Source organism: Cupriavidus taiwanensis (assembly GCF_900250075.1).
GTDB lineage: Bacteria > Pseudomonadota > Gammaproteobacteria > Burkholderiales > Burkholderiaceae > Cupriavidus > Cupriavidus taiwanensis_C.
The window spans coordinates 308,334-323,158 of sequence record NZ_LT977072.1; the positions used below are offsets into that span (position 1 = coordinate 308,334).

General features: G+C 63.1%; 14 protein-coding genes. 8 read left to right on the forward strand and 6 right to left on the reverse strand.

Annotation, left to right across the window (positions count from 1 at the left end):
* Positions 1 to 14 precede the first annotated feature (14 nt).
* From CBM2588_RS30210 to CBM2588_RS30235, 6 genes are read right to left on the reverse strand one after another with little or no spacing between them, the layout of a single operon-like run.
* The gene (locus CBM2588_RS30210) at positions 15 to 455 is read right to left on the reverse strand and encodes a lytic transglycosylase domain-containing protein (RefSeq protein ID WP_172583728.1); all 441 of its coding nucleotides are present in this window, start codon (positions 453 to 455) and stop codon (positions 15 to 17) included.
* Positions 452 to 1,672 carry a pilus assembly protein PilL gene (locus CBM2588_RS30215; RefSeq protein WP_115683982.1) on the reverse strand — a complete coding sequence of 407 codons (1,221 nt, stop codon included), beginning with the start codon at positions 1,670 to 1,672 and terminating at the stop codon, positions 452 to 454. The genes CBM2588_RS30210 and CBM2588_RS30215 overlap by 4 nt, the downstream gene beginning before the upstream one ends.
* Positions 1,669 to 2,463: a transglycosylase SLT domain-containing protein gene (locus tag CBM2588_RS30220; protein ID WP_115683983.1), complete on the reverse strand. Its 795-nt coding sequence runs from the start codon at positions 2,461 to 2,463 to the stop codon at positions 1,669 to 1,671. The genes CBM2588_RS30215 and CBM2588_RS30220 overlap by 4 nt, the downstream gene beginning before the upstream one ends.
* On the reverse strand, positions 2,456 to 3,688 hold the full coding sequence (locus CBM2588_RS30225) for a TrbI/VirB10 family protein (protein WP_115683984.1): 1,233 nt from the start codon (positions 3,686 to 3,688) through the stop codon (positions 2,456 to 2,458). Before CBM2588_RS30225 ends, CBM2588_RS30220 begins: the two co-directional genes overlap by 8 nt.
* On the reverse strand, positions 3,688 to 4,590 hold the full coding sequence (locus CBM2588_RS30230; RefSeq protein ID WP_115683985.1) for a TrbG/VirB9 family P-type conjugative transfer protein: 903 nt from the start codon (positions 4,588 to 4,590) through the stop codon (positions 3,688 to 3,690). Before CBM2588_RS30230 ends, CBM2588_RS30225 begins: the two co-directional genes overlap by 1 nt.
* Positions 4,591 to 4,606: 16 nt before the next feature.
* Entirely contained in the window at positions 4,607 to 5,314 is a 708-nt protein-coding gene (locus CBM2588_RS30235) for a VirB8/TrbF family protein (RefSeq protein ID WP_115666974.1), read from the reverse strand.
* A gap of 413 nt (positions 5,315 to 5,727) precedes the next feature.
* On the opposite strand from CBM2588_RS30235, the gene CBM2588_RS30240 reads away from it, so the two are divergent.
* Genes CBM2588_RS30240 through traD form a run of 8 tightly spaced genes read left to right on the forward strand, consistent with a single transcriptional unit; the run spans position 5,728 to position 14,818 of the window.
* The gene (locus tag CBM2588_RS30240) at positions 5,728 to 6,780 is read left to right on the forward strand and encodes a CpaF family protein (protein WP_115683986.1); all 1,053 of its coding nucleotides are present in this window, start codon (positions 5,728 to 5,730) and stop codon (positions 6,778 to 6,780) included.
* A 20-nt stretch (positions 6,781 to 6,800) separates the two neighbouring features.
* Positions 6,801 to 7,148 carry a TrbC/VirB2 family protein gene (locus tag CBM2588_RS30245; RefSeq protein ID WP_115683987.1) on the forward strand — a complete coding sequence of 116 codons (348 nt, stop codon included), beginning with the start codon at positions 6,801 to 6,803 and terminating at the stop codon, positions 7,146 to 7,148.
* 2 nt (positions 7,149 to 7,150) lie between these two features.
* Complete coding sequence (locus tag CBM2588_RS30250) at positions 7,151 to 7,480, forward strand: VirB3 family type IV secretion system protein (protein ID WP_115666829.1); 330 nt, start codon at positions 7,151 to 7,153, stop codon at positions 7,478 to 7,480.
* Positions 7,474 to 9,930, forward strand: coding sequence for a VirB4 family type IV secretion system protein (locus CBM2588_RS30255; protein WP_115683988.1), 2,457 nt, complete (start codon positions 7,474 to 7,476; stop codon positions 9,928 to 9,930). The genes CBM2588_RS30250 and CBM2588_RS30255 overlap by 7 nt, the downstream gene beginning before the upstream one ends.
* Before the next feature lie 10 nt (positions 9,931 to 9,940).
* Positions 9,941 to 10,678, forward strand: coding sequence for a conjugal transfer protein TrbJ (locus CBM2588_RS30260; RefSeq protein ID WP_115683989.1), 738 nt, complete (start codon positions 9,941 to 9,943; stop codon positions 10,676 to 10,678).
* Entirely contained in the window at positions 10,675 to 11,724 is a 1,050-nt protein-coding gene (locus CBM2588_RS30265; RefSeq protein ID WP_115683990.1) for a type IV secretion system protein, read from the forward strand. Before CBM2588_RS30260 ends, CBM2588_RS30265 begins: the two co-directional genes overlap by 4 nt.
* Positions 11,724 to 12,962 (forward strand): TraI domain-containing protein, encoded by a 1,239-nt coding sequence (locus CBM2588_RS30270; RefSeq protein WP_115683991.1) that lies wholly within the window; start codon positions 11,724 to 11,726, stop codon positions 12,960 to 12,962. The genes CBM2588_RS30265 and CBM2588_RS30270 overlap by 1 nt, the downstream gene beginning before the upstream one ends.
* A complete protein-coding gene (traD, locus tag CBM2588_RS30275; RefSeq protein ID WP_115683992.1) occupies positions 12,962 to 14,818 on the forward strand; it encodes a conjugative transfer system coupling protein TraD in 1,857 nt (618 codons plus the stop codon). The genes CBM2588_RS30270 and traD overlap by 1 nt, the downstream gene beginning before the upstream one ends.
* Positions 14,819 to 14,825: the final 7 nt, after the last annotated feature.

Genomic DNA, 14,825 nt, shown 5'->3' on the forward strand with positions numbered 1-14,825 from the left:
TTGGACGGATAGGACTAGCGCAGGGCCGCGCGCTGCAGCGCTTGCCACCGGGCATGAATCTGATTGGCGTACCGCAGCTGCTTGTCAGGCGACGAAGCGTTGTAGGCGCCAACCGCTTTCCACGTCGGTCCGAAGCGCTGAATGTTCTCGCGCAGAATCCACGCGCCGACGTACGCATTGGTGCATCCATCAAACAGGTGCGCCCGCGTGATGCCATATCGCCCCAGCCGCGGCAGATGGATGGAGTTGATCTGCATGAGCCCGATATCTTCCGAGCCGTTGGCATTGCGGTTGGTGACCCAGGGCCGCATTCCGGACTCCTGCCAGGCAATGCTGCGCAGCAAGGTCGAGCTCACGCCATGGAAAGCCGCAGCATCGTCCAGGCAGTCCGCGCGGGCGCTGCCGCCTATGAGCAACATCAGACAGCACGCTGTGGCCACTGCACGGATCTTCATAGCGCGACCTGCCCAGGTTGCTCCTTGAACCGCACCTGCGGCACACGGTCCACGTAGACCACGTTCCCGTCGGCGATCACCGTCAACCGCGCGGCAATCCCATCGAACTTGTAGTAGCGGTCCTTCTGCTCGCCGTGGTGCTGGTGATCGTCGCCGAACACCGAGACGCTCACCATCGATTTGGCAAAGCTCAGATAGGTGGCGCCGTCTTTCTCGAACACCATTTCCAGCCCTGCAGCGTTTTCGCGCGGGAACACATACTCGATCGCGGGGGCGCGATCGACCTGCACCGACTTCCCGTCCGCGGTCGCGGTGAAGCGGTCGACCGTCGAGAACGACAGCACCCGCTGCGCCTCATCCCACTTCGTCCAGATCTTGCTGCCAGCAGCGTCGCGTAGCACCAGGTCCTTCGGTTCCTTGTCGAATCGGATTTCGATGCGGCCTTGCTTGTTGTCGCGGATCGCCACCGCGCCGAACGCCGACGCCAGCGTCGGCCCTTCAGGCAGCGGCGTGCCAGCAACCGGCAGGGTCGCCGCCTGCAGCGGACCGTCCTGCCGCGCCGGCTCGGCAACCACGGAGAAGCCCTTCGGCGGCGCGGCCCGCAGCGCGATGTTGCGTCGGATAAAGTCCACTTCCGCATACAGGTTGCGGCGCTCCAGCACGCGGGCGAGCGCCTGCAGCCAGTTCTCCCCATCGCCAAGCTCCACGGCGACATCCTCGGTCAGCGGAATGTCCTTCTGCGCGGTTCCCGTCCAGCCAGCCGGCGCGATGGACTTGATCATTTGCGCCAGCGGCAGAGACGAGCGCCCAGGACGCACCACCGGAAGCGTGGTGTAGCTGCCGATCAGCGCCAGACGCCCGGAAATCCCGGCCAGGCTGCGCGGCAGGTCGCCCGCTGGATTGGCGGGCTCCGAGGTGAAGCCGTTCGCGCGCTTCCATCGCGCCAGCACTGGCTGCCCGTTCACGGTATAGCGGACGACATCGGGCACACCATCAACCACCCAGTATGGGCCGGTCTGCAAGGCGCCGTCGGCGTGAACAGCCTGGCCGGGCCGAGGCTGAATATACGTAGAAAGCCCGTCGTTGAAGATGAGCGCGGGACGATCGATGGCCCGGGCAACGATGTGGTAATCGAAATCGAGCGGATCGGTGTCGGCCGCCAGGGCGCTAGCACTCGCCGTCAATACCAAAGCGCAAAGAAGGAGCGGCCTGATCATCGGAATTGTGCGACGTGATTCATGAAGCGGGCGAAGTACGGACCACCCCGCTCGGGATTGGCGCTGTGGTACCAGGCAACAGCCTTCATCGTGGAGCCGCTGCGCCGGAGGTTTTCGGTCAGGATGTCTTCCGCCACCCGGATATTGGTTGCCGGCGCCAGCGCTTCCCACGGGGAAGGGAAGCGCTTGCCGTGGTAGCACCAGTTCACCTGCATCAGGCCAACGTCGAAATCGCACCGCTGGCTGGCCAGCAGGCGATTGATCGCCATGTAGGCTTCCTCCCGCGTGGCAAAGAACATGCCGCGGCCAGCCACGTTCAAAGTCCAGGGCCAGGGCCGCCCGCGATAGGCCGATTCGTTCATCGCGATGCCGGCGGTGATCTTCGGGTCCACGCGCTGACCCATCTGCGCGAACGGCTCGGTCTTCGGCGCGCATGCCCATCCACCACGGCGCTCGGCGAGCGCTTCCTGGGCGGCCTCGGTCAGTACGGGCGGGCGCAGCCAACCCTCGCGGGCTAACAGCACCGAGATCGGCAGCGCCTTCTCGCCGATTTGGACCACAGGCCCCGCCTCCGCTCCCGCTTCGATCGGTGCTCCGATCAGGCGGGCGGACCACGCAAGGAACGCATCGAGCCCGCAATAGAGCACCGGTTTTCCTGCGATCGTGTGCAACAAGTCCTTGCCGTCGGCGTGCACGACCACCGCGGTGGGGCTAATGACCGCCTGGATCGTGGCGGCGGCTGCGTGGCTCGCTGCCAGACACGCAACGAGGGCTACCAGCGTCTTAATCACGGTAGGCCTCCAGCACCATGTCGTGCTTAACCTGCACCACCATCTTCTGGCCCGGTTCGGTCGTAATCGTCGGCCGGATGCCTTGGTTGCGGCTCAGGATCGTGGATGCGGTCTGGGCAGCGATCTGACCGGCAGCATTGCCGTAGGTGGTCAGTCCGTTCGCGCCGACCGTGGTCGCCGTGTTGTTATCCTTAAAGGCGTGCTCGAGCAAGCCGATAACCAAGGCAGAGCCGAAGATTCTCAGGAAATGATTGTTGACATCGCCGCTGATGCCGGAATAACCGTTCGGATCGGCACCCTGCATGCCCATGAGCGGAACGGTCTTGCCGTTCGGCAGTTGCATGCGCACAAAGGCCGCAAGGATGCGCTCCTGGCCCACTGCAATATCCGCGTTGTAGGCACCCACCAGCGTGCTGCCCGCAGGGATGACTTTGCACCGGCCCGTCACCGTGTCATACACGTCCTGCGACACGGTCGCGCGAAATTCACCCGGCTTGTCCGAATTCAGGCCACCGGCAAAGGTGGCGGGGATGACGAAGCCTCGACTGACCGTGCATTTCGGTAGTTTTCCGTCGAAGCCGGTGCGCAACGTCCTCGCGGCAGTCGCATCGCGCAGGAACTGCTTGTCGGACGAAACCGACGCTTCAGGCGGCTCCGGGAGGCCGTTGCTTGCACTGGCGCGCGCGACCGCCACCTGCTGCAAGGCGCGCATCTGTGCCGGGTCGGCCAGGTCCGCCATGCCAGCCGGCATCTTCGTGCCGCCCATCTGCGACTTGCGCATGCCCTTCTTGTAGATCGAGGCGGTGAAAATGTCGTCTTCCTCGTTCTTCTTGGCGGCAGCCGTGCTGGGCTTGGACGAGGCAACCAGATCGCCGGCCGTCATGACCGGCGCCGCGCCGCTGTCAGGCTTTTTTTCCGCGAGGGCGCGTTGGCGCTCGGCCTCTTCCCGAGCCCTGGCGGCCTGTTCCCGAATCGTGGCCTCGAGCGTCTGCCCGTTGTCGCCGCTACTGGCACGCTGGCGCAGCTGTTCCGCGCGGTCCTGCTCCGCCTTGGCATCGGACTGCTCCTCGCTGACAGACTGGAAGTAGTAGCCGAGCCCGCCGACGAGAAAGGCCGCAACGACGCCAAGCACCATCACGATGTTGCGCGGCAACTTCCCCTTGACGGTGCGCTCCTGCGCATCCGTCACGTCGGAGACGTTGTTGGACGACTTCCGATCGCGCATCAGAACAACCCCAGAATGCGCCGGCGGCCGCGCTCGACCTTCACTTCCTCCGAACCCGAGCGCAGCGCCACCGTCTCGGCCAGACGCTGGACGACAAGGAATTCGCCTCGCCGAATGAAGTTCACCACCACGAAATCGCTGCCATCCTTGACCAGGGCAACGGGCCAGTCGGCCCCCTTCGGGATGCGCAGCCAGATCGCCTTGCCGTCGTCAAAGGCCGTGTCCGGCCGGAAGCTCGCGCTCCCGGAGATGGAATAGTCGAAATTGAGCTGCTCCGGTGCGACCGCGACGGTATCCGCGCTGCGACCCCCGGCATCGACGGACAGCCCATCGGCGCTTTCGGCACGCGATTCATTGCGCGCCTTCGCCTTCGCAGCGAACGACGTCGGGATGCGAAACCGCACCTTCTGGTAGAAGATCCCGCCCAGGGGAGAAGACACCAGCGTGAACTCGTAGCTGCGCTTGTTCGTGTTGACCGAGAGCGTGTTCACGAGGCCTGCCGCCTGCGGCTTCACGTACAGGTGATTCTGGCCATCGGCCTCGTAATCCCAACGCACGCTCTCACCCCACGCGGGTTCGCCGACGATCTGCTCGTCGTCGGGAAACTCGATGGTGGTCATCTTCAGCGGTGCCGAAAGGACACGGAAGATCTGGTCGCGACTGTAGGTAAAGACAACCAGCCGGGAATCGCCGGGCAGCGCTATGGGATCCACGCCACCGTTGAACGGGTTGGCCGGGTTCATCGCATCGCTGAGGTCCCCAATGCCCAGTCCTGCCACGCCCGCGCCCGCGCCCGGCCGGCGCTGGGGCTTGTCAGCGGCATGTGCGTGCGGCACGGCCAGGCAAAGCGCCACCAAGGCGGCAGCCAATGCACTCAGCGGGGATGACTTGCGAATGTCCATGAGCGTAGTCGCGGCCTCAGGCCGGCGATTTCTGAAGGCTGAAGAAGACGGGATGGACGCCGAACGGATTGGTGCCCAGCACGGCATCACTGGTCGGTGGCTTCACCTGGTAACGGAAGGTCATCGCGTAGCGCATGCTGCGCGGCTTGTAGCCGTCCTCCGTCGTGGTGGTGATGAACTCCACCGCAACCGTGCTGTCGGGCAGCACAGCGATATTGGTAACCTTGACCTCCCGCACCAACGTGGCAGAGGCGCCAACCTGGCGGAACGGCTCGTCCTCGGTCACCCAGTCCTCGAACTGCTTGCGCGACGATCCGATCATCTGTTCACGCACCGACCGCAGGTTCCGAGCCATCCGAGAATCCTCGACCTGCGTGGTCAGAATCGGCTCGATCGTGAACCAGCGCGTGACAAGATCCTTGAATGCCCACTGCAACTGGATCCCCTCCGGCTGGAAGGCCTCCAGCTCGCGCACGATAGGCTTGCCGCTCGCGTCGGCTGACACGCCAACCGCCTTCACCACCGAGGGCGGCGGCTCGCGCGTCATGATCGCCGCCAGCGCAATGCAACCCAAACCGAGCGTGGCCACCTTCCAGTGATTCCGCTCGATGGCGATCCTGGTGGTACGGTCGAAGATCACCTGTTCAGGGCTCTCATTGCCGTACATCCCCGGGGCTACCGCCAGGGTCTTGGCATTGCTGGAATTCTTGCGGAAGAGGGGCATGCTGCGGCAGTCCATTGGGATGCCGCTAATTGAAGCAGTGAACCGTCACGCGAGGACCGAAGAAAGCGGCGCGATTTTGCGCGGCTTTCTGAGATTTTCCCTGTGCCCGGTGCACATCCGTGTTGGATCGCCACGAACCGGAGCTGCAACGAGCCCCAGGTTGCCAACCGCTCGCGCGGTACCGCTACTGCCTTCAATCGGAGACCTGTCCGGCAACAATAGGGCGGAAAGCTCTCAGTTTTGACATAGCTTTCCGGGAAACCAGCCTGAGCATGCTCAGGCTTCGAGCACGGTATGCGCCGCATAAGATCGCTTCGGCAGGCTGTTGCTCGCGCGAGTTTTCGGGAAAGCTCACAAAAATCGCTCGTCTTTCGACGCCCAATTGCATTCGCGGCCCGCCAACAATAGCGGGCATGCAATCCACCGATCCGTCCCATCCCGTCCTGCAGCTCAGCCAGCTCGAAGCCAGCGCCGTTGCGATGTTCTTTGAGTCGCTGTCGCCGATCCGCGCATACGTCGAGGCGTCGGATGTGGCCGAAGTCATGGTGAACCGCCATGACAGCATCTGGGTGGAGCGCCGCGGCGAAATGACGCGCCTGGACGTCCGGCTCGAGCCCGCGAAACTCGAAGGTGCGGTCCGATCCCTGGCCTCATCGGTGCAGAAGTCGGCCGTGCGCGGCACATCACAGGGCATCATCAACGCCGGCCATAAGGGGCTGCGCATCGCTGCAGTGATGCAACCCACCGCCATCGACGGCCACGCCCTCAGCATCCGCCGGCATCGTGAGACGAACCTGTCCCTGACCGACTATGTCAAGGCCGGCGCCTTCTCGTCCCGGCATGCCCGTAGCAAGCACACGGATCAGCCCATCTTCAAAGGTGCGGTCGAAGACGACGCGCTCAAGGATGCCCTCATCGAGTTGGTCCGCCAGCGCAAGAACATTCTCGTCGCCGGCGGCACCTCCTCCGGCAAGACCACGTTCCTGAATGCGCTCGTGGAGAACATCCCCGACGGCGAGCGCGTCCTGACCATTGAAGACACGATGGAGCTCAAGACGCGAGTGCCGAATGCGGTGCGCCTGCTCTCCAACACCGACAAGAACGTGACCACCCAGCAACTGGTGGCGCTGGCGCTGCGATTCCGCCCGGACCGCATTCTCGTTGGCGAGGTGCGCGGTGGCGAGGCCTTCGACTTGCTCCAGGCGCTCAACACCGGCCACGACGGCGGCATGGCCTCGCTCCACGCCAATAACGCCCGTTCCGCGCTGTCTCGCATGGAGAGCCTTGCGATGCTCGGCATCCCACAGGGCTCGCGCTGGGAGCTTGACGACATGCGCAAGCTGATCGCGGAGTGCTTCAACTACGTCGTCCACATGCGCCGCACCGGCGAGATGCGCCACATCTCGGAAATTATCGAGATCAAGGGCTTTCGCAACAACGACTACGACATCGAACGCGTTTTCTAACCACACCAGGAGCCTCTCCCATGTCCCACCCCTTCATCCAACGTGCTGCCATCACGGCGCGCAAATCCCTCCCCTCGATGCTTGTCATGGTCGGCCTGATGGGCGTCGCCACCTCGGCCGCGGCTGCCGATTTCGGCTTCCTCGGCAACCTCGGGGAGTTCATCTGCGGCATCGCCACCTTCATCAACACCAAGTACCTGTTCGTGGCTGGCCTGATCCTCATCGTGCTGGGCGCCATCGGTATCGCCAACTCCGAGTCGACCATCATGAAGTTCGTCTCGGTGATCTGTATCGGCATCGGCCTGGCCGCTGCGGCGCCGGCGATCATGAAAACGCTGGGCGTCGCGGCTCAGTGCACCGGCTTCTGATCATGCGCGAACACCACGTCAGCATCGGTCTTTCCCGGCCGCGCCAGATCGGCGGGGCCGTGCGCGGGCTGGCCATCGCCAATGGCACCGTTGTCGCCCTGCTGGTGTACGTGACCTTCCGCAGTGGATGGAAGATCCCGGTGGCCGTGGTGGTGATGGGCATGGCCTTTCACGCGCTTCTGCGCTGGCTCACCAGTCGGGATCCCTGGTGGAACCAGATCCTGAACGTCTACAACCACTACGGCGACGTGTACGAATCGATTCCCTGGCACGGCAAGCTGGGCACGTTATTCCGCCGCCCCTACGGATTCGACAGCGACCTGCCATGCTGAATCTGAAACGCCGCCCGCTCTACGAGATCGCGCCGTGGCTGACCTCGATCACCCCGGAATTGATCCTCAACAAGGACGGGTCGCTGCTTGCGACCTACGAGTTCCTCGGTGTCGATGCCGACAGCCCCGACAGCAACGACACCACGTCGGCCCGGAACCAGCTGGACCAGGCCTGCCGATCGTTCGATAACCGCATCACCGCATGGTGGAAGGTGAGGCATCGGCGCGCGCGCAACTATATCGAAGGCGAGTTCGCCGCGCCGGCGGACGCCCGGCTGGATGCGCTGAACCGGGCGCACATCACGACCGGTAAGTACTTCCACAATACCCACTCCCTGGCGCTTGCCTATACCCCGGAGAGCGGCATTGCGAAGTTCTTCGACAAGACTGGCTACCATATGACAGTGGGTGGCAAGTCGGTCATCGCCGCCATCTTCGAAGCGACGAAAGACACCCTCTTCGCACGCAGCGCGTTCGCCTTCGACATGGAGAAGCTGACGACGGACGCGCGCCGGTTCGAATCCATGCTCGATGCGTTCGCGGGGGGCGTGCCGCGCCTGCGTACGCGCCGGTTGGTCATGCAGGACAGCTACGCCGTCCTGCACCAGGCTGCCAACCCAAGCGTTCCGCCCCGCCGCATCCGATACCCGGTCACCCTTCTCGATACGCATCTGACGGAATCCGAAGTCACTGTCGGTTCCGAGCGGCTCCTGTTCGAATCCGCCCATGGAAAGCGCTACGCCGCAATCGTTGCCGTCAAGGAATGGATGAGTTTCCAGGAAGCGGCGTTGGATAGCCTCATGCAGATCGACGCCGAGCTCGACGTCTGCATCATGTACCGGTTCCTCGATACGGCACGGGCGGCGGCCTACATCGAGAAGGTCCGGCGCTTCTACAAGATGGCAGCGCTCAATGTGCGAGCGATCCTGAAGCAGTACTTTGCCAAGGAAGAAGCCGAGAACGACGAAGGGCGCGAAGAGCTCGCCAAGGAAGCGGGCAAAGCACTTAAGCGCCTGACCGCCGAAGGCACCCAACACGGATTCGCGAACATCTCCATTGTGGTCTACGGCGATACCGAAGCGGCCCTGGAAGACTCGATCAGCGAGGTGGTCGGCGCGCTCACCAACGCCGGCTTTGGCGCAATCCGTGAGAAGGCGAACCTGATGCCCGCGTGGAACAGCACCCTGCCCGGCCGATGGGACAAGCAGCGTCGACTTCAGTTCGTCGAGACACCCGCGGTGTCCGATCTGGCGCCCGTGCGATCCGTCATGCCTGGCCCTACCCGCAATGCGTGGCTGTCCGACAAGGCCGGCAAGGAAGTGCCTCCCCTCACCTGTCTGCCCACGCGCCATCGCACCGCGCAGCGCGTTGACCTGCACCAGCCGGGTGGCAACGGACACCTGCTCATCATCGGCCCTATCGGCGCGGGCAAGTCGGTGTTCCTCAACTTCCTGGTCTCTCAGGCAGGGCGTCACGACGCGCGCCGCATCCGCTTCGACAAGGACCGCTCGACCCGCATTCCGACCCTACTCAGCGGCGGCGCGTTCGTCGACGTTACCGGAAAGTTCCAGGCGGCGACACACGTGAACCCGCTTTCGCTACTCAACAGCCCCGCGAACTTCACTTACGTCACCGAATGGGTGACGCTGGCCCTCGAGGACGAGGACTTCTCGCTCAGCCCCCAGCAGTCGCAAGACATCTTCGAAGCCGTGAAGATTCTGGCGGAGTACCCGCGTGAGCATTGGACCCTTGGGCGGCTGGCCACGCTGCTGCACGACAGCCTGCGTGAACGGCTGCAGATTTGGCTGCGCGGCGGGCAGTATGGGCATTTCTTTGACCACGCGGAAGACGCGTTCGACGTCAGCGACAACCTGTCGATCGAGATGGGCGACCTCTTCGAAAAGTATCCACGTGCGGCCGTGCTGTTCTCCGACTATGCCTTCTATCGGATCAGCCAGTCGATGGACGGCCTGAGGTACACGATCATCGAAGTCGAAGAGGCTGGATTCTTCTTCCAGCACCCCCGCTTCTACAAGCGGCTGGAAACCTGGATTACCACCATCCGGAAGCTCAACGGCGCCGTCTGGATGGCCACGCAGTCGCTGCGGCAGCTCGAGCGTGTACCGGACTTCGAAATTCTCAAGGACAACGTCGGCAATCTGATCTACCTGCCGAACAGCCAGGCCAATACCAGCAAGGACCTCTACAAGGACAAGTTTGGCCTGACCGACGATCAGATCCAGATGATCAACGACGCGGTCCCCAACCGGGACTATCTGTGGATCACGCGCGCGCAGACCCGGATGCTGCAGAGCACGTTCTCCGACGAAATGGTTGCGATGCTGAGGTCCGACGGCGTCGCGCAATCGATCCTCGACCGCCATTACGCCTCTGGCGCGTCCGACTGGCAACAACACTATGTGCGCGAGATGCTCGCGCGTTCTGCATAAGGAGAGACCCGTGAAAGGTTGGATTGTCCGTGCTGCCTTGGTGGCAAGCCTCGCAATTTCCTCGAATGTTCAAGCCAGCGGGCTTCCGGTCATTGACGTCGCGAACCTGATGCAAACGACCAGGACGGCGCTGCAGTCGCTCAAGACCGAGATCTACGAAAACACCAACATCGCCTACCAGTACCGCATGATGGCCAACCAGTTGCTGCAGGCGACTGGCATGGACCCGGCCCATCTGACCGAGCAGCTCGATGCAATCAAGGACGAGATCGGCAAGTTCGATCTCTACGGCGTAACGCTGAACGACCTCTACGGGGCCGTCTCCGACAACGCGGATTATTTATCCAAGGTGCGCAGCATGGTCAAGGCTTCCGGCAAGCCCAGCGGACAGTGGCTCGAGGATCAGCGCACCCTGTTGGCAAATGGCGACAAGACCGCGAAGAACCTGTTCGACCTGGGCAACTCGGTGGTCAAGAACGTCCAGTCCCAGGCCAAGCGCCGCCAGAAGATCCAGAAGGAAATGAAGCTCACTGGCACGGCCCAGGCCGCTGCGGAAGCGACTAACGAGATGCTCGACGTCCTTGCGAACCAGAACTCCGACCTGCTGCAGATGATGAGCGCCAAGGTGCAGTCGGATGCCGACAAGGACCAGAAGGCCTTGGCGGTTGAAACCGAGTCGCTCGACACCGCCCGGCGCCTGCAAGCCGAGCGGGACCAGCAGCGTCAGAAGATCCTGAACCTCAAATGATCGGGATGTTGACCATGGGAGTCTGGGTGCGCTTGCGCTTCGTAGCGCTGCTTCTCGCCGCGCTTTGCCTGCTGCCGCAGCCAGGCAATGCCCAGGAAGCGACCGGCGGCAATCCGCCCGTGGCAGCGGCAACTGCTGGCAAACCGGGGGATATCGCCACCGGGATCATGAAGACGCTGAACAGACTGGACAGGATGCGCAGCAGCCTGATTCAGGCCGCCGCGTCGCTCAGCCAAACCACCGTGGAGGACGCCAACAAGATCGCGTTCGGGCTCGGAGTCATCACACTGGTCCTGGCCGGGCTTCGATTCGCTGCCACCTCCGATCCCGTCAGCGCCTGGACGGATCTCTTCGAGACGATTCTGGTACTCGGGATCTTTTCCGCCCTCTTTGCCAGCTACACCAGCTTCTCTGCGGGCCTGTTCCTCTGGTTTGCGCACCTTGCCGACTCTATCAACGGTGGGGTGAGCGTCTATAACCTTCCGGCATCCTTGGCGAACACCGGCGGAAAGTTTGTCGATTCGATCGTGACGAACCTGAAGGCTGGCCTGATCAATCCCCTGTCTCTGGTTGACGCGCTCGTCGCCGCAATCCTGTTTGCCTTCGCCTTCATCGCCGTCTTGATCGCCGCATTGATCTATTCATGGTTCATTCTTGTCGGGCATTTGCTGGTAGCAATCGGCATTGTTGTCGGGCCCCTTGCCGTGGCCTTCGGCATGGCTGATATCTCCCGACGGTTCTTCAACGCCTGGCTCGACTACATGGTCACCGGTTCGATGTACATGGTGGTGGCAGCCATCATCTCGCAGCTGGTGAGCAAGTCGCTGATCAGCATGGTGTCGGACGTTGGCAAGGTCGGCACGGACACGACCATCGCGGCCAGCTATGCGCTGAGCACCGCGATCATTCTGGTCTTCGTTGCCATGGAGATTCCGAAGATCGCGGGTTCCCTCTTCGGGACCGGTGGCGGCGTGGGTGCGACGGGCGGCATGAAGATGCTGGGCCGCGGCGCCTGGAACCTCGGCAACAAGCTCGCTGGAAGATGATGAACACACACGTCCACCTGCCGACAGATTCGCTGCTGGCGTCGTTCTCCGATCGTGTCGCGCTCATCCGCCAGTATGCCAATGAGGCGGAAAGCGACGACTTCGCCAGCAAGTGGCTCGATGTGCTGGAACGCTGTGCTACGTGGTTCTCCAGTATGCCGCTGCGGCCCGGGGAGCACGCTGAGGCCGGCGGCGCGTTCCGCGCCACCGTGGAAGCGGCCTACTTCGCCATGCGCCTGTCCGGTGCACAGAAGTTCGCCGCCGACCAGACGTCGGAACGCCGCAGGCAGCTGGAACCCCAGTACCTGTATGCCCTGTTCCTCGCCGCCTGCTGCTCTCGGCTGGATGAGCCATGCCGGCACTTCCAGTTTCATCGGGATCGTGATGGCATGGAATGGATTCCGGCCATTCACGGCGCTTTTGGTCCATGGCTCGGTGGCGGTACGTATGGTGTCACGCGCCGCGAGACCGCGCTTCCCGTCGAGCGCATGCGCACCGCGCTGCTCGCACGCGAGATCCTCGGCGCTGAGCGCCTGGCAGGATTCGATGGCCAGGTGCTCGCCGACCTGTTCGGCGCCATCAATCCGGAGCAACGACCCAGCGGACTCGAAACACTCCTGCACAAGGTTGTTCGGCAGGCTATCGACACGGTCACGCAGTTCGAAGTCAAGGCGCGGCGCGCTGCCTTCGCTCCGGATACGACGCCGGCCCCGAAGGCAGATTTGCTGAGTGCCGCCGCGGCCGATGCCACGGCACAAGCGAAGCCGCCTGTCACCATTGCGACAGTGCCGGCCGCGGTGGCGCCGACCGAAACCCTGGCACCGGTCCCGCCCCCCTCTCCCCCGCAACCAGCAGCGCCAGCGACGGCACAGGCGCCGCGCGACGCCGCGCCGAGCGCCGTCCAGCTCGACGGCTCGCGATCGCTCCGGCCGGAACAGGCCACAGACCCGTTCAAGGAGGCACTGGCGGGCGCATCGAACCTGATGCGTGAGTTCTTCCGTGCCTTGGTCCAGGACGTGGCGGCCGGGAAGGTGAAGGTGTCCTGGGTCGACGACCGACTCGCCATCAGCAAGCGCATGTTGAGCAACTACGGCATCGCCTCGGAAACGCTCATCGAAAACCTGCGCAAGTTCCAGCTGCTCTACAAGATCGTCGGACAGGACATCCTGCTGGTCGACAAGGTAGCCAACCTGATCGCAACGCGGCCGCAATCCGCCGGCAACGAAGTGGACGCCTGATGCACCACTACATCAATCATTTCCGCCCCATCTACGAGTTCCGCGCGGCGGCCGGATGGTTGCTTGCTGCGGTGCTCATGCTTGCCAGTGGCATGCCGGGGGCGGGGTATTTCTCCCTTTTCTGCCTGGCCATGCTCCTGTTCCGCTCGGTGCAGGTCTGGCGGGCGCTCAAGTTCCGGCTTGCCATCTCGACCAAGTGGCTCGCCGTGATCCCTGTTAACAAGCTGCTGGCACTCAGCGTGCAAATGCGGAAAACGGAGAACGCCATGTATCTCGGCACGGGCTTCGAGTGGACACAGAAGCATTGCCAGATCGCACACGACATCCTGCGCATGCCCTCGAGCGACATTCCGGGGCTGCCGCGGTGGCTGCCGCAGCCTGTGGTGGGGCGAGTGGAGTCGCTGTTTGCCCCGCCTGGAAGCATTCCCGACCAGTCTCCGCAGGGAAAATCATGGATTCACGGCATGGAGCCACGGAAGATAGCGATCCCTTTCCATTACAAGGCGATGCCCGGCCACACTTCGGTGAGCGGCACGACGGGCGCCGGCAAGACCCGCACCTATGAGGTCATCTCGACCCAGGTGATCCACAACCCCAATGACGTGCTGATCGTGGTGGACCCGAAGAACGACGCCGAGTGGGCCGCTCGGGTGAAGCGGGAGTGCGAGCGGGCGGGACGCAAGTTCCTCTATTGGAAGCAGGCGGCGCCATCGCAATCAATCCGCCTGAATCCGCTGGAAAACTGGTCGCAGCCGTCGGAGATTCCCACCCGCATTGCGCAACTGATGGAGGAAGGCCCGTTCCGGCAGTTCGCGTTCCTGTTCATCGACCGCGCGGTGAAGGGCGAGCTGTACGTCGGGGACAAGCCGAACCTCCGCTCGATCCTGCAGTACGCCCAAAACGGCATCAACAATCTGCTGGACCGCGCCCTCCAGCGCTTCTTTCCCGAGGCCGGCAAGCCGGACTGGGAGGAAGAGGTCACGGGTTACATGCAGCAGGTAGGACAGCGTGCCGGCGGCACGAAGCTTGATGCGATGGTCCGCCTCTACATCGAGCGCTTCTCGAACAAGGGCCAAGGCCATGAGGCCATCGACGGCCTGATCGCCACGTTCCAGCACGACCGGGATCACTACGGTCGGATCATCGCCTCCGCCCTGCCCTTGCTGCAGATGCTGGCCACCGGCGAGACAGGCCTGATGCTCGCCCCGAAGGCCGATGACTTCGACGACAACCGCGAGATCTGGGACATCGACAAGGTCATCAAGCAGAAGGCTGTGCTCTATGTTGGCGCGGACTCGCTGTCGAATTCCCTGGTGGCTCAGGCGGTCATGTCGATGCTGCTGGCGGACATCGCTTCCGTGGCCGGCGCCATTTACAACTTCTACGCCAAGCCGCCCGAGGTTGTGCTGATCATTGACGAGGCGGCCGAAGCGATCAACGAGCAGATGCTGCAGATCCTAAACAAGGGGCGCGGAGCAGGCTTCAAGGCGTTTGTCGCCTACCAGACACGCTCCGATATGACGGCGAAGCTCGGAAACGTTGCCAAGATGCAGCAGGTTTTGGGCAATTTGAACAACCAGATCGTCTTACGATTGGAAGATATCGACACGGCACAGTGGTTCTCCGAGAAGGCCGGCACGACCGCGATTCGAAACATCGTCGTGTCGAGCAGCACCAGCACCGGGACCGAGGCTCATGTCGGCGAGTTCAGCGGTTCGGTCTCGCGCTCGATGCAGCTCGAGAAGGCGCCGCTCATTCCGCATGAGCTGATCATGCAATTGCCCAACCTGCAGTACTTCCTGCGCATCTCTGGTGGCTCCGTCTACCAGGGTCGAATTCCAATTATCCAGGACTAATACGGTC